The 21,252-nt window shown below is 36.9% G+C and carries 14 protein-coding genes; 9 read left to right on the top strand and 5 right to left on the bottom strand.

Annotated features, from left to right (window positions below):
* Nucleotides 1–127 precede the first annotated feature (127 nt).
* Nucleotides 128–478, top strand: a complete 351-nt coding sequence (locus tag AAEU31_RS03470; RefSeq protein ID WP_281547098.1) for a DUF3693 domain-containing protein — start codon at nt 128–130, stop codon at nt 476–478.
* A gap of 92 nt (nt 479–570) precedes the next feature.
* Here the strand turns inward: AAEU31_RS03470 and AAEU31_RS03465 are convergent, their stop codons facing one another.
* Nucleotides 571–1,134, bottom strand: a complete 564-nt coding sequence (locus tag AAEU31_RS03465) for a lipid-binding SYLF domain-containing protein (protein WP_135926622.1) — start codon at nt 1,132–1,134, stop codon at nt 571–573.
* Nucleotides 1,135–1,274: 140 nt separating this feature from the next.
* Here AAEU31_RS03465 and AAEU31_RS03460 point away from each other — a divergent pair, with 140 nt between their 5' ends.
* Nucleotides 1,275–2,486, top strand: a complete 1,212-nt coding sequence (locus AAEU31_RS03460; protein WP_135926623.1) for a tyrosine-type recombinase/integrase — start codon at nt 1,275–1,277, stop codon at nt 2,484–2,486.
* Nucleotides 2,486–3,673: a cation:proton antiporter gene (locus tag AAEU31_RS03455; RefSeq protein ID WP_421966447.1), complete on the top strand. Its 1,188-nt coding sequence runs from the start codon at nt 2,486–2,488 to the stop codon at nt 3,671–3,673. The genes AAEU31_RS03460 and AAEU31_RS03455 overlap by 1 nt, the downstream gene beginning before the upstream one ends.
* Before the next feature lie 53 nt (nt 3,674–3,726).
* Here AAEU31_RS03455 and ydiJ read toward each other — a convergent pair whose 3' ends face one another.
* Nucleotides 3,727–6,771 carry a D-2-hydroxyglutarate dehydrogenase YdiJ gene (gene ydiJ, locus AAEU31_RS03450; protein ID WP_421966446.1) on the bottom strand — a complete coding sequence of 1,015 codons (3,045 nt, stop codon included), beginning with the start codon at nt 6,769–6,771 and terminating at the stop codon, nt 3,727–3,729.
* Between the two features lie 146 nt (nt 6,772–6,917).
* Here ydiJ and AAEU31_RS03445 point away from each other — a divergent pair, with 146 nt between their 5' ends.
* Nucleotides 6,918–7,127 (top strand): PGPGW domain-containing protein, encoded by a 210-nt coding sequence (locus AAEU31_RS03445; RefSeq protein WP_135926626.1) that lies wholly within the window; start codon nt 6,918–6,920, stop codon nt 7,125–7,127.
* A 94-nt stretch (nt 7,128–7,221) separates the two neighbouring features.
* Here the strand turns inward: AAEU31_RS03445 and ppsA are convergent, their stop codons facing one another.
* Complete coding sequence (gene ppsA / locus AAEU31_RS03440) at nt 7,222–9,597, bottom strand: phosphoenolpyruvate synthase (protein WP_421966445.1); 2,376 nt, start codon at nt 9,595–9,597, stop codon at nt 7,222–7,224.
* A 152-nt stretch (nt 9,598–9,749) separates the two neighbouring features.
* Between ppsA and ppsR the strand changes: the two genes are divergently transcribed.
* Entirely contained in the window at nt 9,750–10,559 is an 810-nt protein-coding gene (gene ppsR, locus AAEU31_RS03435) for a posphoenolpyruvate synthetase regulatory kinase/phosphorylase PpsR (RefSeq protein WP_421966444.1), read from the top strand.
* A gap of 64 nt (nt 10,560–10,623) precedes the next feature.
* Here ppsR and AAEU31_RS03430 read toward each other — a convergent pair whose 3' ends face one another.
* Nucleotides 10,624–11,973 carry a class II 3-deoxy-7-phosphoheptulonate synthase gene (locus AAEU31_RS03430; protein WP_135926629.1) on the bottom strand — a complete coding sequence of 450 codons (1,350 nt, stop codon included), beginning with the start codon at nt 11,971–11,973 and terminating at the stop codon, nt 10,624–10,626.
* Nucleotides 11,974–12,400: 427 nt separating this feature from the next.
* Here AAEU31_RS03430 and AAEU31_RS03425 point away from each other — a divergent pair, with 427 nt between their 5' ends.
* The gene (locus tag AAEU31_RS03425) at nt 12,401–13,276 is read left to right on the top strand and encodes a DNA replication terminus site-binding protein (RefSeq protein WP_138556532.1); all 876 of its coding nucleotides are present in this window, start codon (nt 12,401–12,403) and stop codon (nt 13,274–13,276) included.
* A 58-nt stretch (nt 13,277–13,334) separates the two neighbouring features.
* On the opposite strand, the gene AAEU31_RS03420 is transcribed toward AAEU31_RS03425, so the two are convergent.
* Nucleotides 13,335–14,549 carry a hypothetical protein gene (locus tag AAEU31_RS03420; RefSeq protein ID WP_063703764.1) on the bottom strand — a complete coding sequence of 405 codons (1,215 nt, stop codon included), beginning with the start codon at nt 14,547–14,549 and terminating at the stop codon, nt 13,335–13,337.
* A 770-nt stretch (nt 14,550–15,319) separates the two neighbouring features.
* On the opposite strand from AAEU31_RS03420, the gene AAEU31_RS03415 reads away from it, so the two are divergent.
* The 3 genes from AAEU31_RS03415 to AAEU31_RS03405 all read left to right on the top strand — a co-directional run bounded on the left by AAEU31_RS03415 (nt 15,320) and on the right by AAEU31_RS03405 (nt 21,094).
* Nucleotides 15,320–16,558, top strand: coding sequence for an AAA family ATPase (locus AAEU31_RS03415; protein WP_421966443.1), 1,239 nt, complete (start codon nt 15,320–15,322; stop codon nt 16,556–16,558).
* 14 nt (nt 16,559–16,572) lie between these two features.
* Nucleotides 16,573–17,535 carry a transcriptional regulator gene (locus AAEU31_RS03410; protein ID WP_421966442.1) on the top strand — a complete coding sequence of 321 codons (963 nt, stop codon included), beginning with the start codon at nt 16,573–16,575 and terminating at the stop codon, nt 17,533–17,535.
* 415 nt (nt 17,536–17,950) lie between these two features.
* Nucleotides 17,951–21,094 (top strand): DEAD/DEAH box helicase, encoded by a 3,144-nt coding sequence (locus AAEU31_RS03405; protein WP_421966441.1) that lies wholly within the window; start codon nt 17,951–17,953, stop codon nt 21,092–21,094.
* Nucleotides 21,095–21,252 lie beyond the last annotated feature (158 nt).

Genomic DNA, 21,252 nt, shown 5'->3' with positions numbered 1-21,252 from the left:
GTATTCCTTGTTAAAATGACAAACTGTCAATCTTGAATGTTGGTAAATCTAACATTCACTTTTGACAGTCGTCAACTTTTTATTTATCAAGAATGACAGTTATAATTAAGTAAGTGAGGAGAACGCTATGAATTTTAGTTACGAACTAATTGAAAAATATAAAGAAGTTAAAGGTTACACTCAGGATAAACAAGTTATTTCAGATTTTACTGAATTTAACTCAGGTAATATGTCTCAAATTAAAAAAGGTAACCGTCATTTAACTGCGAACCAGTGCATCGCAATGGCCAATGCTGTTGGTATGGATCAAAAAGAAGCTTTACTAAAACTTGCTATCGAAAAATCAAAATCGAAGGAAGAAGGTAAGATCTGGTCTGATATTGTAAAAAAGATTAGCGCTGCGTGTATTGCGGGAATCCTTGCAGCTGCGAGTCTTACTGGTCAAGTAGCGACCCCGCCTTTGCGGTATCGTAGATAGCTCATAAATTACGTTATGTTAAATTAGCTGAAATAATAAAAAGTGGACGTTAGGTTACTAACTAGCCCACTTTTAGAAGGGTCTTTACTTCGTTAATTCAGTTCAGAATCTACCCAAAATTTTGTGCCTTTTAGTACAGCTTGCAAAGCAAGGCCATTTTCGGTTAATGAGTAGACAGTAACTTGATCAGCAATGGCTTCCGCAACTAATGCTCCACCTTTATCTTCATATTTTGCGGCTGCATCAGCGTTACCACCAAAGGTCCAGCCATGTTCAATGAAGCGATTTAATGCAGACTGGTTATGAAAGACCATTACTACATTAAAGTCTTTTACTCCTAAACCAAGCCCTAAACCAGCTTCGCCCATATTCATGTAAGTTGATTGGCCTGTTAGGTTATTTTTTACAACACCATAGCCGCCACCGAAACTCGCTAAAACAACATTTACATTTGCGTTATCAAAAACAGCATAACCTGCAGAATTTGCAATTTGTTGTTTAACATCAGGTTTTTCAGCATATAATTTGTTAAGTGTATTAGTTCTCATGCTTTGAACTAATGCACGTTTTTCTTGTGGTGATGCACTACCTGTTGTGGCACAACCCGTTAAAAGCGTTGTTAAAATAACAGAGGTAATGATTAATAACTTTTTCATACTTAATTCCTTGAATACTCGTATGGCAAAATGATACCTATATAATAGGCTAATTTTCAGATAAGTTAAGTCCAATACTAGACAGTATCGGACTTTATGGTAATCTTATAACTAGTTATTTTACAAGATATTTATATATTATGCTCGTTGCTCTCGTTGATACACTCAAACAACTTCGCTACCAAATTGCCCATCTTGAAGATGATACTCTCGCAACAGAATATCCTGAACTTGATACATTTATACATCAGGTTGGATTGACTGTTGCTGAATCAAAAAATGACTTAAGTTTCGTTTATCAATTCTTATACGTTTATGGCAGGAAATCTGAAGCAACGTTTAATCGCTTTCGAAATGAGCTTGAACGTTTTTGTTTATGGTCATGGTTAGTTGCTGAAAAATCAGTATTTGATCTGAAACGAGATGATATCGAAGCTTATGTAGATTTTATGGTTGATCCCGACTCTGCTTGGTTATCAGATTCGGTGCAATGGCGTTATAAAGATGAGCAAGGTATCAGGCGATTAAATTCAAATTGGCGCCCTTTTATAAATAAAGAAAATATTGCTAGCCAACAAACACTTGCTGCAATGTTTACTGCACTAAATGTATTTTATAAATTTGCGATTTTAGAAGAAAAAACCTTTGCTAATTTTGTACCGGTAGTAAAAAAGAACAGCCCTTACTTAGTTGTGCAATCACAGATTAAAATTCCCGATACACTCAGTGATATTCAATGGGAGTATGTATTTGGTGTTACCCGGGATTTATGTGAACAACAACCTGATTTAGAAAGAAATTTATTCACACTCGCTTGCTTAAAAGGATTGTATTTACGAATTTCTGAGTTATCAGAAAGACCACAGTGGTCGCCGGTTATGTCGCATTTTTGGCAAGACAATGATGGCTTTTGGTTTTTAAGAATTATGGGTAAAGGTAATAAATTACGTGATGTAACTTTAAGTGAAGATTTTATCACTTATTTAAAACGTTATAGGCTTTACCGTGGTTTACCTGCCCTGCCCCGCGTTGATGAATCGGAGCCGCTTGTTCATAAAATTCGTGGTAAAGGTGGTATGACTGTTCGGCAAATTCGTCGTTTAGTTCAACAAAGTTTTGATTTAGCAAAACAATCTTTATTAGATGATGGCTTTAAAGATGATGCTGAGCAACTTGAAGCGGCGACGGCACATTGGTTACGACATACCGGTGCAACACACGATGCACAAACAAGGCCACTTAAACATTTATCTGAAGATTTAGGCCATGCCAAAATTGCCACAACAGACCAAATTTATATTCAAACAAATATAAAAGAACGCGCAAAGTCTGGAATAAAAAGGAAAGTTTAATGGAATATACAATACTAGCGATTGTTGGTTTAGCCCTGTTATTTTATTCTCTGACAATTCGTCAGCTAGAGCGAACTGAAATTACTGGGCCGATGTTTTTTGTGTTGGTTGGAATTGCAATGTCTTACTTTTTGCCGAGCGAATTTAAGTTAGGAGAAGCAGGACTCAGTGACATATTGCCTTTGGTAGAATTAACCTTAAGCATTTTTTTATTTACCGATGCAGCCAAATCAAAACTGCCTGTTTTGAAACATAGTTATCAGTACCCTAGCCTGCTACTTTTTGTGGCTTTGCCGATGACACTAATGTTAGGTGTTGCCGGTGGATTATTTTTCTTTTCTGAGTTGTCACTTTTTCAATCTGCCTTGATCGCTATTATTTTAACGCCCACTGATGCGGCACTTAGTAAAGGCATTTTGGAGTGTACTTCTGTACCTGAAAAAGTTCGAGAAGGAATAAATACAGAAAGCGGTTTAAACGACGGGCTTTGTGTTCCAATATTTTTAGTTCTTCTTTTGTTAGCTCAAAATCCAGAAAGTGCTGTAACAACGCTTGATACTCTATTTGTTTTTACACGAGAGTTAGGCGTGGCGCTTGTTATTGCCGGCGTGTCAATGGCCATATTTATTCCATTATTAAAAATAGCATTAGCACGTCATTATTTTGCAAATAATAGCAGCCCATTTTTATTAATTGGCTTGGTCATGGCCATTTTTTCTTTAACACAAAACCTGCATGGCAGTGGGTTTATAGCCGTATTTGTAGCGGGGCTTTTATTTGATTACTTAGCACCTAAAAAAATTCGTTCAACATTAATTAAAGATTCTGAACATATCGCTGAATTTGTAGCACTACTTATATGGTGTTTATTCGGTTTTGTTTGTGGTCACTTAATTGTGAATGATATTACTTGGCCAATTGTATTTTATGCATTATTAAGTGTGACAATTTTTAGAATTATGCCGGTATTACTTTCGCTGATGTTTACTAATTTAAATTTAAAAGACAAGCTCACGTTTGCTTGGTTTGGTCCGCGAGGATTAGCATCTATCGTATTCACTTTAATGGTGATGGACACTGCAATTGCGAACAAAGAGCAAATTGCTACAGTAACTTTAACAACAATTTTATTTAGCGTGTTCATTCATGGTATGAGCACCAAGCCCATCGCAAAAAGTTACCAATAATAAAGGCGCATTAAGCGCCTTTAATTTTTTTACTTTAAATTAAAATCTATTTTTTAAAGTAGCTCTGCAATTAATTGCAATGGATGCTTTGGTTTGAATTTTTCATACCGCTTCACTTGGCTACGGCATGAGAAACCTGTTGCTAAAATAGTTTCAGGCTCATTATTAGAAATAATTGGTTGCCAACTCATTTCATAAAGTGCGCGTGAATTTTCTTGGTTTTGTTTTTCGTGGCCATACGTTCCTGCCATACCACAACAACCCGTACTCGTTGTGTCTAGATATAAATTTAAATCAGCAAAAATTGTTTGCCAAATTTTAGACGCATTTGGCATTGCTGTTGTTTCAGTACAATGACTTAATAATTTAAAAGTAGAATTCGACTTAGTGGTAAGTGAAAGTTGATTGAAGTTTTGTGTTTGAAGCCATTCATGTGCAAGCTCAACTTTAAAATCACCACGGTCTTCTTTTAAAATTGATACATACTCATCTCGATAACACATAACTAAAGACGCATCGAGTCCGACAAGTGGCGCATTAATTTCACTGAGTGAATTTAAAAACTCTGCTGCATTTTTTGCTGTCGTTTTAAATTCATTTAGAAAACCTTTAACATGCTGTGCTTTACCATTTGGCTTAAAGGGTAATAGCATCGGTTTTTTGCCTAACGCTTTAATTACTTTAATAAAGCTTTCGACTAATTCTGCTTCGTAATAACTAGTAAATGGATCTTGTACTATCAGTACATATTCGGCTTGTTGTTCTTTTGTGAGCGAATTTAGTAATTCAAAATTGAATTGCTGATCTTTTGAAATACGTTTTGAAAGTTGCGGTACGCTTAAACTTGGCGTATCAACATAACCGATGGTATTTTTAATTAGTCCAGATACAAGTTTGCTATTTACTATCGGATTAATAACTTTTGCAAACTTTGCCATAACCGGTGCTGTTTGTTCGATACCCGCAACAAGGTAATCTTTTGCTGGACGTGCATAATAACTATGGTAGAAATTTAAAAAGCGTGAACGAAATGTCGGAACATCAACTTTGATAGGACATGCAGTAGTACATGCTTTACAAGCTAAGCATTCGTCCATTGATTCTTTCACTTCGTGAGAGAAATCATAAACGCCTTTTTTCTTATCGCGACTATGTTGATAGCGCTCCCACCAAGTGATTACTTCACCATTCATCAATTCTTTTTCAACATTGAGTAAATCAATATTTTCAGACTCTTGCAGTCGTAACCATTCGCGCATTAAACTTGCGCGACCTTTTGGCGAATAACGGCGGTCACCTGTTACTTTATAAGATGGACACATTGGTGATTTTTCATCGTAATTAAAACACAGGCCATTACCGTTACAGGTCATAGCGTTATTAAATTCTGTTTTAACATCGATAGAAATTTCTTTGTCGAACCAGGCACGCTTTTGATCGTCAACAGAAACTAGTGAGTCTTTACTTTCAATTGGCGTACATATTTTTCCTGGGTTTACTCTATTATTTGGATCAAATGCCGCTTTGATTTTTCTTAGTTGTGTAAATAAATGCTCGCCGAAAAATTCAGGGCCATACTCACTACGATATCCTTTACCGTGCTCGCCCCACATTAAGCCGCCATATTTGGCAGTCAGTTTAACGACTTCATCTGAAATATGGCGAAGCAATTTTTCTTGTTCAGGATCACACATATCAAGTGCCGGTCGTACGTGTAGTACACCAGCATCAACATGACCAAACATACCATATTGCAAATTATGGCTATCAAGTAGTTCGCGAAACTCTACAATAAAATCGGCTAAGTTTTCAGGTGGTACAGCGGTATCTTCGGCAAAAGCTAACGGTTTTTGACTGCCTTTTACATTGCCTAAAAGTCCCACTGATTTCTTACGCATTGCATAAATTTTTAAAATATCAGCTTTATCATTGGTTAACTGATAACCGATCACCCCATTAGTTTGCTCTTCGACACATTTATCAAGTAACTTACATAGGGACTCAACTTTATCTTTAATATCTTCTGGTGAAACCGCATTGAACTCAACCATGTTGAGGCCTTGCATATCTTTGTTTTCAACATCGGTTATTAAGTCCGATACTGAATGCCAAATAATATCTTCTCGAGCAAGATTAAGTACTTTGCTATCGACTGTTTCTACAGAAGTCGCATTTGCTGCGACTAAGAATGGCGAATGACGAAGAGCAGAATCAAAGCTATCGTATTTAATGTTGATTAATGTCTTAAATTCAGCAATTGGCGTAATGTTTAATTTTGCTTCGGTAACAATACCCAACGAACCTTCAGAACCAGTAATTAATCGGCTCATATCAAAGGTTTGTAAATCATCAGAAAAAATATGTTCTAAATCATAACCGGTTAAAAAGCGATTTAAGCGCGGAAATTTTTCTAAAATTGCGTCTCGATTATCAAGGCCAATATCGATAACTGTTTTATATAATTTACCTACCGTGGTGTTTTGTTCAGCAATTACTTTAGCTTTTTCTATAGGCATAGGGGTTGTTGACATTTCAGTGCCATCAACAAGATAAGTTGTAAGACCTAAAACATGATCACTGGTCTTGCCATAAACCAAAGAGCCTTGACCTGATGCATCTGTATTTATCATTCCGCCAATTGTTGCGCGGTTACTAGTAGATAAATCGGGCGCAAAGAAAAAACCATAAGGCCGTAAAAAGTCGTTTAGTTGATCTTTTATTACACCTGTTTGTACTCTAACCCAGTTTTCTTCGACATTGATTTCTAATATTTCACGCATGTATCGTGATAAATCAACAACAATGCCAGGAGTTAGTGATTGACCATTAGTACCTGTACCACCGCCACGAGGGCCAAAAGTCAGTGATAAAAAAGGATCACGAGAGGCAATTTGCATAGCCAGTTGTATATCTTTCGCTGACTTTGGAAAGATAACACCCTGCGGTACTTGTTGATACACACTGTTATCGGTCGATAAGCTCAAACGCGTTGAAAAACTTGCATCAGTATCGCCGTTAAAACCTTGCTTTTTAATCGTTTCTAAATAATTAGCGACTAATTCAGATGCGACTTGTTGTTGACTTATTGTTGCTATCATGACGGTGACAAATTAAGACATTTTGTAAATTATATCATGCTAGTAGCTAAGTTAAATTGAAGATTTTACAGTTTGTAACACTCTTTTTATCGATTTTGAAAGCATTACTTTTATACTGTTTATAAAAGCATCAAAGAGATATGGATATGAAGAAAATTGCATTAATCAGTTTGGGTTTACTAAGTTTACTACTGGGCTTAGTTTTTATTGTTGTACCTGGACCTTCGCTTATTTTTTTTATTGCTGGGCTTTTTTGTTTATCATTTTATTACCCTAAAGCGCGTGATTATTTAACCTTGTGTCAAAAGGCACTCACTAGGTCATGTGCTTATATTGATAAAAAACTTGCTCGCTGATTTAAAGGGCGTGTTGTCCTTCGAAGTAACAAAAATGCCAGCTAATTGCTGGCATTTTTTATATTAGGTTCTTTATTATAGCTAAATAAAGTACTTAGTCGGCTAATTTTTTAGCAAGATATAACCAAGTTTCTAATACTGTATCTGGGTTTAGAGAAACAGAATCAATGCCCTGCTCAACTAACCAAGCTGCAAAGTCTTCATGATCTGAAGGACCCTGACCACAAATACCTACGTATTTGCCTTTTGCTTTAGCTGTTTGAATAGCCATTGATAATAGTTTCTTGATTGCAGGGTTACGCTCATCAAATAGATGTGCAATTAAACCTGAATCACGGTCAAGACCTAATGTTAACTGAGTTAAGTCGTTTGAACCGATAGAGAAACCATCGAAATACTCTAAGAACTCATCTGCTAGTAAAGCGTTTGATGGTAATTCACACATCATGATTACTTTAAGACCATTTTCGCCACGTTTAAGACCGTGCTCTTCAAGTAATTCAATAACGCGTTTACCTTCTTCAAGTGTACGAACAAATGGGATCATGATTTCGATGTTAGTCATACCCATTTCGTTGCGAACACGTTTAATTGCTTCACACTCTAACGCGAAACAGTCACGGAAATCTTCAGAGATATAACGCGCTGCACCACGGAAACCAATCATTGGGTTTTCTTCTTCCGGCTCATATTGCTGGCCGCCAACAAGGTTTGCATATTCGTTAGACTTAAAGTCAGACATACGAACGATTACACGCTCAGGTGCAAATGCACAACCTAGTGTTGCAATACCTTCAACAAGCTTAGAAATATAGAATTCAACTGGCGATTCATAACCTGCCATCATTTCTGAAATTTCAGCTTTAAGCTCATCAGATTGCGCATCAAAGTTAAGAAGTGCTTTAGGATGAACACCGATCATACGGTTGATTACGAATTCTACACGAGCAAGACCAACACCAGCATGTGGTAAACGCGCGAAGTCGAATGCACGATCTGGGTTACCCACGTTCATCATAATTTTCATTGGTAATTCTGGCATTTCATCAACACGTGAAGTAAGTACTTCGTAATCTAAAATACCTTCGTAGATATAACCTGTGTCACCTTCGGCACACGATACTGTTACATCCTGACCTGCTTTAATTAAATCAGTTGCATTGCCACAACCAACAACTGCAGGAATACCAAGTTCACGAGCAATGATTGCAGCGTGACAAGTACGGCCACCACGGTTTGTTACAATCGCAGCGGCACGTTTCATGATTGGCTCCCAATCTGGGTCAGTCATGTCAGTAACTAGGATGTCACCTTGTTGTACTTTGTCCATTTCGTCAATTGAATTAAGTACACGAACAGTACCTGAACCAATTTTGTGACCAATAGCACGGCCTTCAACTACAACAGCACTTGTGCCGTTTAGTTGGAAACGTTCCATTACGTTTGCGTCTTCATTTGAACGAACAGTTTCTGGACGTGCTTGAACAATATAAAGCTTGCCGTCATTACCATCTTTTGCCCACTCGATGTCCATTGGACGACCGTAGTGTTTTTCAATGATCACAGCTTGCTTTGCAAGTTCTTGAACTTCAGCATCTGTGATTGAGAATTTGTTTGATAGTGCAGAATCTACATCAACAATTTCAACTTGCTTGCCGTGTGATTCATCTGCAGAGTAAATCATTTGGATTGCTTTAGAACCAATGTTACGGCGAACTACAGCAGGTTTACCGTTGGCAAGTGTTGGTTTGTGAACATAGAATTCATCTGGGTTTACAGCACCCTGTACAACCATTTCCCCAAGACCATAGCTTGACGTTACAAATACTACATCTTCAAAGCCAGACTCAGTATCAATACTGAACATAACACCTGAAGCTGCTTTATCTGAACGAACCATGCGTTGGATACCAGCTGATAATGCAACACCACGGTGATCATAACCTTGGTGAACACGGTAAGAAATAGCGCGGTCATTAAATAGTGAGGCAAACACGTGTTTGATTGCAGTCATAACTGAATCAATACCACGTACGTTTAAAAACGTTTCTTGTTGTCCTGCAAATGAAGCGTCTGGCATGTCTTCTGCTGTTGCAGATGAGCGAACTGCAAATGATACATCTTGAGATGCGTCGCCATGTAATTGGCTGTATGCTTCGCGAATGGCTTGGTCTAGGTTAGGTTGGAATGGTGTGTCGATAATCCATTGGCGGATTTCGGCACCGACTTTAGCGAGTGTATTTACATCATCCACATCCAATGTGTCTAAAATATCGTGGATTTTTGAGTTTAAACCAGATTGCTCTAGAAACTCATTGAATGCATCAGCGGTTGTAGCGAAACCACCTGGCACTTGAACACCAGCGTTAGCTAGGTTTGAGATCATTTCACCCAGTGAAGCGTTTTTACCGCCAACACGTGGAACATCTTGCATACCAAGCTCTTGATACCAGAGAACGTATTCTTGCACGGATCTTTCTCCATAAACAAATTGTAGTACTAACTGTGAGAGTTAAGAAAGAAAACCTTCTAAAAAGGTCGTAGTCATTCTACACTGGCAACAGACCTCACGTAAACCGTGAAGCCCCTATTTTGCAGATAAAGGTAATAAAAAGGTTAAATATGAGAACTGCATTTTATATCTCTGATGGAACAGCTATCACCTCCGAAGTCTTTGGTCATGCGACCTTATCTATGTTTCCTGTGGAGTTTAATCACAAAACAATTCCTTTTGTTGAAACAGAAAAAAAAGCAAACGAAGTTAGGAACTTAATTAACTCAACAGCTCAACGAGATGGTGAGCAACCTTTGGTATTTTTCACTTTTGTGAACCATGAATTAAGTGAAATTATAAAATCGTCATGTGCAATATGTTATGACTTTTTATCGCAATACAGTGATAAAATCGCTCAAGAACTCAATGTTGCCCCTGTACCAAAAGTACATAGAACACACTCAATGCATGAGAAAAGCTATGACTTTAGAATTGATGCGGTGAACTATGCACTGACCAATGATGATGGCGCTAATATAAAAAATTATTCTGAGGCAGACATTATTCTTGTCGGCGTTAGCCGAAGTGGTAAAACACCCACTAGTTTATATCTAGCTTTGCAGTACGGCATAAAAGCAGCCAACTACCCACTTACAGAAGATGATTTAGAGCGTGGCACCCTTCCTGAATGTTTAAAGGCCTACAAACATAAGCTATTTGGTTTAACAATTGATCCTGTTCGCCTTGCTGATATTCGCCAACGTCGTATGGCGAACTCTAAATATGCGTCTTTAAAACAGTGTCGAATTGAAGTTCGTGAAGTAGAAATGCTTTATAAAAAACAAAAGATTCAATATTTAAATTCAACACATCATTCGGTTGAAGAAATATCTGCAAAGATTATATCTGATACAGGTCTTGAAAGACGTAAGTACTAACTTTCTTTAGTATCGGACATTAAAAAAGGCTGCAAATAGCAGCCTTTTTTGTATAACTTATAAGTTACTTACGTGCGTCTTTTAATAAATCTGCGACTAAGAAACCAAGTTCTAAAACTTGATCAGCATTTAAACGCGGGTCGCACTGTGTGCGATAACGTTGTGCTAAGTCTTCATCAGATAAACCATACGCACCACCGGTACATTCAGTTACGTGTTGGCCAGTCATTTCAAGGTGAACACCGCCTGGGTATGAACCCTCAGCTTTATGAACTGCGAAGAACTGGCTAATTTCACGAAGGATATTATTAAAGCTTCTTGTTTTGTAGCCTGAGCTCGCTTTTTCTGTATTACCGTGCATTGGATCAGAACTCCAAATTACTTTACGGCCTTCTTGTTGTACTTTGCGTACCAGTGCCGGCAGTTTCTCTGGAAGTACATCAGCACCCATTCTGGTAATTAATGTTAAGCGCCCAGGAATGTTATCTGGGTTAACAGCATCAATTAATTTAATAAGCTCGTCTGGGTCCATACCAGGGCCAACTTTCACACCGATTGGGTTTTTAATACCTTTAAAGAACTCGATATGTGCGTGATCTAACTGGCGTGTACGCTCACCAATCCAAACAAAGTGTGCAGAACAATCGTACCAGTCACCTGATAGATGGTCACGACGTGTTAATGCTTCTTCGTAGCCTAATAATAATGCTTCGTGTGATGTAAATAAGTCTGTTTCTTTTAAGCTTGGTGCAACTGTTGAGTCGATACCGCACACTTCCATAAATTCAAGGGCATCTTGAATTCTGTCTGCTAACTGTTGGTATTTCTCTTTAAGTGGATTTGCAGCAACAAAACCCATGTTCCAGCGGTTTACTTGATGTAAATCTGCTAAACCACCTTGGGCAAATGCACGTAATAAATTCAACGTTGCTGCACTGTGATGGTACGCCGTCATTAAGCGCTGTGGATCTGGAATACGCGCTTGTTCTGTAAATTCAAAGTTATTGATGATATCACCACGGTATGAAGGCAATGAAACACCGTCAATCGTTTCGTAATCTGATGAGCGTGGCTTAGCATACTGACCTGCCATACGTGCAATTTTAACAACAGGGCATTTACCACCATAAGTTAAAACGACGGCCATTTGTAAAAGTGTTTTAAAAGTGTCGCGGATATTCGCTGCGTTAAAGTCACTGAATGACTCTGCACAATCACCACCTTGTAATAAGAAGGCTCTGCCCTCACATACAGCTTCTAGTTGTTTATATAAGCTACGCGTCTCTTCAGCAAAAACTAAAGGTGGTGCACTTTTTAATTGCCCCTCAACTGATTTTAGGGCTTCTTGATCTGGGTACTCTGGCTGCTGAAGTATCGGCAGTTTTCTCCAGCTGTCTGGGTTCCACGATTGCATGTTCTTTCCTCATTCCTAACATAGACCGTTAACGAAAACTAACTTAATGCAGGTACTAAGTTCAAGGACAATATTCAGCTATTTGTAATTATTTAGTTATTTGATAAATACTTTTGCTATGAATAATTAAAAAATTACAATTTAAACATTATAGAACAGTAAGTTACCTGCTTTATGATATTACAGAAATATAAGAACACATCTTACTATTAGATAGCACTAGTGTAACCTCATCTTTACGATAGTTAAAAAGACTTTTTTATCACTAAGTTGAAATAATAAAAATACATGCTATGTACTAATAATAAAGAACACATCATGCTTAAATTAAATCTTAAGTAAGGTCAACAATTGAGTGAAATAAGTATTTTAAAAAACAAGGGATATGGTTAAACTTAAGGAATGTGTGTGTGTAAGATGTGTTCCTATGAGTACTAAACTTGAAATTCGCAGTCAGTTTGATTTAGTTAATGAGTTAACCCACCTATTTTGTGATGAATTAAAACAGCTTGATTTTCATAAAGCGTCATATTATCAATTACCTGATATTGATATAAACGATGAGAAAAAAGTCCCTTCGGCAATACCTGTCATAAAAGTTGAAGGTGCTGATGCACAAAAACAAATCATTAATTCGTTTGGTGATTTTTATAAAAAGACGGGATTAAGTAGTCGAGTACTTAAAAGGCATCCTGGCTTATTAGTTCTTAAAGATGTTGATAAACAAAATATTACTGCCAGAATCAATCAAATAAACAAAGCCAAAGCTGATTTTAAAAATTGTGTGTTGGCTATCGATAATAACGATGCACGCTTTGAAGCAGTTCATAATGCTGTGCCAAACTTAATTACTTTAGCTGCCTATCGTAAAATTCACTATGAAACTGAGTCACCCTACTCTGTCCGTTTTACTTGGATGCACAAACATGCAACTAAAACACTAACGAAAAAAATGGCACTCGCTATGTTAGAAAAGTCTGCAAGTTATTCAAATCCAAGAATGATCGATCAACATTCTTGGCAAGCACTTGTTGCACAAGAACAAAGTCGTGTTGCAAGTTTAGGTGATAAAGAGAAATTACGAATTCGTAGACCAACAAGGGTAAGCCCACAAGTTAATGTGAGATACACTGCTCAGAACAGATATCATGTTAGTGCTGCTTTACCATTTATATTGATAAACCCTGAACCAGATGTAAAACTTGGTACGTTATCTGATTATCAAAAACCACAAAGCCACCCTCGTAAAAGAGAATATGATTTCTTAGTTGATAGACTTTACTTAGAACAAGTAACAGATTGATTATGTTAAAAAGGCCACTTATGTGGCCTTTTTTTTGTAGTTAGTAGTATTAAAAAAATTAATCTTCTACTATTTCTTCAATTTTATCTTCATCAATTAAAACTGCATTCTCAACAATGCGTTTGCCACCTTGTATTTCGATTCGTTTATTATGCTTATTTAGTGTAAGAATCTCATCACAAAATTGGTCAGACGGATGCATCTCGTAAGTGTAATCAATAATATTACCTGTTTTATCATCTTTAACGTTGGTAATGTTATATTCTGAAATTGCACCTTTCTCGATCAAATCTTTCATTGTTGTCGTCATATCACGACGCAATGCTTTCAATTTGTTTTCTGTTATTTCATCTGTCGAGTAGATTGAGCCGTACTTTTCCATAATTGATAAAAGTCGAAAATGGTAGGTTTTACCCGGTGCAGCATAACGCCATAAATGATACAAACGCAGCATCATCCAACGTGATAAACCACGCTTTAATTCTTGTGCACTATTAAAGTAATAACCTTTATATTCAAGATTATCGATCATGTTATGTACGAACGCATTTAAACATGCAACACATTTTACGTTACCACCTTGACCTTTCTTGCCACTAAAGTGCAGTGACGATAAAAAGTTCATATTCGATTCGTAAAATGAATCATCAATATCAGAATTGCGGGTGTCGGTTGCTGAATATCTAAATGAAAGTTTAGAACCTTGTAATGCTTCTAAAGATTCTTTAATTTGAGGATATGGCATCGACTGGCCAACAGCTTTCAGCTCTTGCGCCAATTCATTCATTGAAAAAACAACCGCGTATTGAATACCCGATTTAAAATTAATTTTTACAATTTTACCTTTAGAAGCTAAGCGGATCAGAGCTCGCTCGACTTTTTCTTCTCGGTCAGATGGCCAAACAAGATATTCAACATCTTCACCATCTTTACGAGTGCTTACTACCGCAGGTGTAATTTTTATTTCGCCATCATAAAGAATGCCGTCTACTTTTTCAGAGATTCTGCGTGTAACGATTGTTTTCTTTGGTGCTTCTTCAACCGGAAGCTTTTTATGACCAGAACGGACAAAACGTCCCCATAAATCATAATGATTAAATGTATTTGAGTAAGCTCTCAAACCATGAGCAGCATTTTCAATTGAAACGCGCACATCTTTATTGTCTGTAAATAGTGCAAGACTTTCATTATCTATTGCACTTTCCACCCCGTGGATCTGCCCGCGTAATGTGTCGGGTAAGTTATCTACCGAGATGTTGACCTTTCGGCTCATTGTTCTTATTTCCAATTTTTCTTCGACAGTTAATAACAACACATAAAACTTAAAAAGTTAAATGTTTAAGTTAGTAAAAACTTGATCCGATCTCAATTAATTTCTTAGGATCAGATTTATACTAACTCTCTCGTAATTGCTAATTTTCAGATCAGATTTTTACTAAGTTATAGTTCATAGGTGGCGATTTTACTAACTCAGTTCAATTTATGTCCGGTGAATCTACTTTTTAAGGCTTATTTACACGACATAAATCTCTATTTTTTAAATCGCATGTGGATAAACCAAGTTTAAGTTAGCATAGATCTGATCTGTACCAACTATAGATCAGATCCATACTAACTAAATGCTTAATTTTACCTGGGTACCAGTGTATAACTTTCTAATTTAGTTAGTAAAATTTTGATCTACACAGACATAATTGTGAGTAATTTGGTGATTAAGCTGTGCATAACTAAAAAGCCCATTTTTTACTTAGTAATAAGCTGATCTGTGAGTAATAAGAGATCTGATCTTAACCAAGTAAAACTATGATCTGCTATTTTATAAAATATTCAATAAAATCATTTAGATATTACACTATTTTAGCATCTTAACCTTATATACCTATATATTTAACCGATATTAAACTTACTTATTTATACTTAGCATAAGTAAAGTTACAAATTTTTATTAAATGTCTTATTAATAAAAGGCATGTCGTCTTAAATACTTGTTTACAGCAATTTGAATGGACATTATACTTAAAGCATAACTTTGAGGAAGAAAGTATGTCTATCAATAATAATGCGCTAGCCACTTATAGGTTACTAAAAGCGACATCAGAAGTTGCTGAAAAATCGCTAGAAGGACGTATTCAACATTACCGTGCCCATCTTAAGTCTGAAGAAAAAGAACTTCGCACTTACACTCAAAAAGCCGCTGCTGATCTACTAGGTTGTAATAATCGCACCCTTAAAAGACGCCATGACAATGGTGACTTTGATGAATTGAATATCAAACGTGGCGCAAATGGTCACTATGCTTATACGTTAGTCAATATTTTTGCTATGGCAGATATCATGGATATCAAGCCAGATCACCGAACTCTAGATGATAAATTACAAGTTATTGTTATTAATTCACTAAAGGGTGGATGTGGTAAAACAACTAGTATGGTTAATATAGCCGCAGCTCTGGCTACCACCAATATTAAACGTTATCGCATTGGTATCATTGACCTTGACCCTCAAGGCTCATCTTCAAGCTTTTTCCCACCAAGTGAACCTGATCCAATCACTGTAGGTGACTTAATGCGTGATTGTATTGAACTTGAAGATAATGAAACCTGGGATGAATTAGTTACAAGTGCATTTCTACCTACTCATATTCCTAATATCCGTATCTTACCTTCAGGTATGGATGACTTTTATTTTGAGCATGAAACAGCTACTTTACTAAAAGACAGCTCAAGCTATGATAAAACGCGTCATTACCACAAGTTATTAGAGAAAGTTATTGAGCCAGTAAAAGATCAATTTGATATCATTCTAATTGACACCGCTCCTTCTCTTAACTTTATGTTTTATAATGCATTAATGGCTTCTACATCAATGCTTATTCCTGTACATCCAGAAGCAGTAGACTTTGATGCCAACAATAAATATTTAAAACGATTAGGTGAGATATACCATACAGTTGCAGCCCTTGGTCACGAGGGATGGGATTTTATGCAGTTCTTAGTTACTAACTATGTGAAAGGCAATCACTCACAGCGTGATATCGTAAAAGATGTACGTAGTGCGTTCGGTCGTCAAGTAATGAGTTACCCTATAAATCATAGTTCTGCTATAACAGCCAGCTCATCATCATTTAATACTATTTTTGATCAAAAGACTTCTGACAGCTTAGCAAGTCGCGAGTCACTATTACGTGCTCAAGAAAATATCAAAGATGTGGTTGATGAACTTGAAATGTTGATCAGATCTAACTGGCAATCAACTCAATCAACACTAAATACAGCTAAGTAAGGTTAATAATAAAGATGGCTAAAAAACGTAAAAATGATACCAGCTTAGATCCTTTTTCAACCTCTATTGAAAGCAGCAGTTTAGATGCATTGCTTGAAAAAGCATCTGCCGGTGATGTTATCAGTATGCCTGCTCCTAGTGATCCTATCCGTCAAATCACGTTGGTATGTAAAGTGATCCCTAGCTCTGAAATTGAAGCTAAAACAAAGGTATACGGTAAAAACCGCCGAGTACAATCACTTCTAAACGAAAAGTCAGTTGCCGATATTCTACCTGCAATTGCTGAAGACGGTCGTAACCAGCACCCTGCCCTATGTTGGGATAAAGGTGACGAAATGCTTGTATTAGCAGGCTCACGTCGTCGTAAAGCCTGTATTTTAAGTAATTCTGATTACTTAGTATTAAGCTCTGCAGACTTTACAGATCAAGATGCAAAAATTCTTGCCGTTTCTTCAGATCAATACATTGCCCCGAGTTTATGGGAGCTTGGTCAAGCATATCAACAGACCCGTGATGAGCTTATTGCTGAAGGTAAAAAAGGCTCTTATCGTGAAATTGCTGCTATTGAAGGCGTGTCTCACACTGCAATTGCTGATGCAATCAAAGCTTATGAGAATCTTCCAGCAACAGTTTTAAGCCTTTACCCTACTGCAAATCACGTAGGTCGTGAGGTCGCTAAAAAGCTCATAGCAGCTAAAGAGCGAGACGAGCAAGCGTTTACTCAGCTTGTTGACGAAATCAGTTCTGATGCTGAGCTTGTGGCTATTAGCAGTGATGACAAACGCGCTTTAGCTATCACTAAACGTTTAACGGCAGAGCCAGTATCGGCCAGTCGCCGTGAAGCAATACTTGATAGTGAATTTGTTGTTGTACAGCGCAATATTAAAAGCGGTGATCTATCTGTGAAAATAGATAATAAAGTTATGACTGACAAACGCTTAGAGCAATTAACAAAGCTATTAAATAGCTTTAATTAGTTAGTAAAATAACGATCTATCACGCTTTTTATGTTAGTAAAAGCGTGATCTGTTTTCCTATTTAGTTAGTAAAATAATGATCTCATTTGGCAATAATCATAAGATCCTACCCTCTCAGATCACTATTTTACTAACTTATAGCCCCTTTACAGCTCTTTTTTGGTTTTCCTTACATATCTTAGTAAAAAAGTGATCTGTAAAGCCCCTTCGTTGTTTATAAGTTGTTCATAACTTGTGCGATTGCTGTTTGTTAAATCAGCTTTTTGTGTTTTAAGTCGATTTGCTGTTTTATAAAACACTTTTTTACCAACTTATCAGCTCCAACCAGTCCAAAATGGCTTATTAGTGCTTTAGCTCATCGCCGATAGATCATATACTGGCAGAATTATTTTTTGTTTTTACTGCCAAAAACTTTATGTCTGCTAACTTATCCAAAAATGACTTATTAGCTATCTTTGAGGAAATCAAACAAGAGCAAGAAACCCAGTTTCCTCTTTCTGAACGATTCATCAAACAGCTATTTAAGCCGCATGTGTTAAGTAAAGCTAAAGAGTATCATCAGAACGGTCAAATCAACTGGTTAGAACACAATAGTGATTTTAGTGTTATAGATGCATCTATGTTTGGTAATGAAGGAAATACATTTACCCAGCATATTGAGATCAGTAAATTACCAACTGGTTTTTCGGTCGATTCACACTGTACATGTGGTTCAAAAACAAAATGCCGCCACATCGCTGCAGTTTTACTTAAGTTAAAAATTGAACATTCAGGCAACTATGGCGAAGATTATATTATTAATGATTGGTTTAGTGAGCTTAAAACATTAAAGCAAGCATCGAATGATACAGCCAAACAAGTTCTACTTTTTGTTTTAGATGTTGAAAAATCGGTTGTAACATTAACGCCTAAAATAGCTAATTTCGATCCCGAGCATAACTATACCCTTGGCCGCAATCTTACTGAACAACAATTAAATAGCTTTGTTACACCAACAGATTTACTAGAGTCTGACTTTCGACTTTATAGTTGGATCCGCTCGCAAAATGCCCTTGGTAAGTTAGAGCTTAAAGGTCAATGGGGGTTTGCGGCCCTGCAACAACTTATTGCCACACAGCGTCTATTCTTAGGTCGTTCTCGCCAAGCTATTAAAGCAGATACCATGCAAGCTCTAGAGTTTGATTGGAAACAAAATAAAGATCTAACCTCATTGAGCATGACACTCGCAGGTCAAGATAATTGGTTATTATTAAAAACAACACCGCCTACTTACCTTGACCCTGACAAGCTAAAAGTTGGTCGCATCAGAACACCTTTAACTGCTGATGAAATTGCCTTATTAGCAAATATGCCTGCAATACATAGTGAAAACTTTGATCGAGTCTATCAGCAGCTCAGTGATAATTTTGGTGAAGGGGTAATCCCTCATGCGTACAAAGAGAATAAAATTTGTAATGCGCGTAGTGTTTTTCCTGTCATTAGCTTAAATAATGATGAAGGAACTATTCGGTTATCACTTAAGTTTAATTACCAACGTTCTTTGTATGATTTAAGCCAAGCTCCTGCAGAGATTATTAATCAATCATTCGAGAATACCGTTGTAAATGAATTAATTAACCTTGGTTTTGAGCTTTGTAAAGGGGCTTTACAAACTGATTTTATATTTAATAAACAATCAGTTATACATGAACACTGGTTAAAGTTTGAAATTATTCCAAACTTGTCAAAACGCGGTTGGAAAATTAACGACGATCTAAATGTAGGTAAAGCTTTAAAGCAACTTTCACTTCAAGTACAGCGCGGCAAAGGTCACCAAATAGTTAGTAAAATAGTGATCTCTGGTGTTAAGACGCAGCAGCTTTTCACTACTGATGATAAAAACTTTCAATCGCTTAACAGGCAAAGTGAGCAGTTCTTCTATTTTAATGTAGGCAAGCGTTTCGCTGTTATTAATAAAGCAGCCATAGCGCAACTAAATGAATACCGTGAACGTTTTGAACACATAAAAACACGTGATGAAATTTTAATGCCGCTGTCATTTTTACCACAATTAATAGAGCAGACAGCCATTAAAGTGAATATTGTTGATGATACGCTTGATGCCTATTTAGCGGAATTAAGTCATTCGCAACAGTTAATTAAAAAGTCCGATATTCAAGGATTAAACAAGGGTGTGCAGTTAAGAGAATATCAGCAACACGGTGTTGATTGGCTCAACTTTTTAAAACGACACCAACTAGGTGGTATTTTAGCTGATGACATGGGGCTAGGGAAAACCCTTCAAGTTATTGCCTTTTTGGCAAACGCAAAGCAATTACCTCAGGCAGGGCCAACTTTAATTATTTGCCCTACCAGTTTGGTTGGAAACTGGCAAAGTGAAATTAATAAGTTTGCCAGCCATCTTAAAATTACTACCGTGTTTGGTGCTGCTCGCAGCGAGCAATTGCAACAGTTATCACAGGCAGATTGTATTTTAACGACCTACCCTTTACTTAAACGTGATATCGCTTTTTATTCACCGCTGTATTTTGAAAATATTATTCTTGATGAAGCGCAATACATTAAAAATGATGCTGCGCAGGTTTCGCGCTTAGTTAAACGACTTAATGCTGACTTTAAGTTATGTTTAAGTGGCACACCTATCGAAAACAACCTCTTTGAGCTTAAGTCGTTACTTGATTTTGCTATGCCTTCTTTACTTGGCTCACAAGCTCATTACAAAGATTATTTCCAGACGCCGATTGAGCGTGATAACGATGTACAGCGTGCTGATGAATTGAAGTCTTTGATCATGCCATTCATCTTACGCCGCACTAAAGCACAGGTTACTCAAGAGCTACCAGAAAAAACTGAGCTCATTAAAGAGTTTGAGTTTGAGGCAAAACAAAAAGAACTCTATACAGGAATTACAGAATCTCTTGAGCAAAAGCTTGTCGATTTATTTGCTCAGCAAGGTGTGCAAAAGAGTAAACTTGCGTTTTTAGATGCGTTATTAAAGTTACGCCAGATTTGTTGTCATCCAAAACTGATTGATCCAAGCTCTCAAGCTGGCAGCGCCAAGCTTGATTGGTTGTCTAAGCATTTACCAATTATGCTCAGTGAAGGTCGTAAGGTGATTATATTTAGTCAATTTACCATGGCGCTTGATGTCATTGCTGAACGATTAAATGAATTGGGTATCAGCTTTAGTATGCTCACAGGTCAAACGCGCCATCGCGATAAAGTAATTGCAGAGTTTACCCAGGGTGATACCTCTGTATTCTTAATTAGTTTAAAGGCCGGAGGAACCGGTTTGAACTTAACTCAGGCCGATACAGTGATTCACTTTGATCCTTGGTGGAACCCTGCCGTAGAAAAACAAGCAACAGATAGAGCCTATCGAATTGGCCAAACTAACCCTGTGTTTGTTTATAAATTAATTATGGCCAACTCAATTGAACAAAAAGTATTTAAAATGCAGCAGCATAAGCAAGCACTTGTTGATGCATTATTCACTGAAAAATCAATGAGTTTCACTCAGTTTGATGAAGATCAAATGCTTGCTTTGATAAAAAATTAAATTTTTTGAAAGTTTTTTTGAACTAATCAAATTTTAGGGCGTCTATTATTATGCTTGTTGTTAAATTGCAGTTTACATAAGCATTATGTTGATTTCCCATTTGGTTACTAAATTTTAGTAATGTTAGAGCCAGCTCACCTTGAGCTGGCTTTTTTTAT

This window comes from Pseudoalteromonas thalassia (assembly GCF_049257215.1).
In the GTDB taxonomy this organism is placed as follows: domain Bacteria; phylum Pseudomonadota; class Gammaproteobacteria; order Enterobacterales; family Alteromonadaceae; genus Pseudoalteromonas; species Pseudoalteromonas lipolytica_C.
The sequence above is the reverse complement of the archived record's forward strand: the minus strand, read 5'-3'. Positions and strand labels throughout refer to the sequence as shown.

Coding starts and splice junctions, on each gene's coding strand:
- AAEU31_RS03470 (WP_281547098.1), top strand. CDS start 128: ATGAATTTTAGTTACGAACTAATTGAAAAATATAAAGAAGTTAAAGGT.
- AAEU31_RS03465 (WP_135926622.1), bottom strand. CDS start 1,134: ATGAAAAAGTTATTAATCATTACCTCTGTTATTTTAACAACGCTTTTA.
- AAEU31_RS03460 (WP_135926623.1), top strand. CDS start 1,275: ATGCTCGTTGCTCTCGTTGATACACTCAAACAACTTCGCTACCAAATT.
- AAEU31_RS03455 (WP_421966447.1), top strand. CDS start 2,486: ATGGAATATACAATACTAGCGATTGTTGGTTTAGCCCTGTTATTTTAT.
- ydiJ (WP_421966446.1), bottom strand. CDS start 6,771: ATGATAGCAACAATAAGTCAACAACAAGTCGCATCTGAATTAGTCGCT.
- AAEU31_RS03445 (WP_135926626.1), top strand. CDS start 6,918: ATGAAGAAAATTGCATTAATCAGTTTGGGTTTACTAAGTTTACTACTG.
- ppsR (WP_421966444.1), top strand. CDS start 9,750: ATGAGAACTGCATTTTATATCTCTGATGGAACAGCTATCACCTCCGAA.
- AAEU31_RS03430 (WP_135926629.1), bottom strand. CDS start 11,973: ATGCAATCGTGGAACCCAGACAGCTGGAGAAAACTGCCGATACTTCAG.
- AAEU31_RS03425 (WP_138556532.1), top strand. CDS start 12,401: ATGAGTACTAAACTTGAAATTCGCAGTCAGTTTGATTTAGTTAATGAG.
- AAEU31_RS03420 (WP_063703764.1), bottom strand. CDS start 14,549: ATGAGCCGAAAGGTCAACATCTCGGTAGATAACTTACCCGACACATTA.
- AAEU31_RS03415 (WP_421966443.1), top strand. CDS start 15,320: ATGTCTATCAATAATAATGCGCTAGCCACTTATAGGTTACTAAAAGCG.
- AAEU31_RS03410 (WP_421966442.1), top strand. CDS start 16,573: ATGGCTAAAAAACGTAAAAATGATACCAGCTTAGATCCTTTTTCAACC.
- AAEU31_RS03405 (WP_421966441.1), top strand. CDS start 17,951: ATGTCTGCTAACTTATCCAAAAATGACTTATTAGCTATCTTTGAGGAA.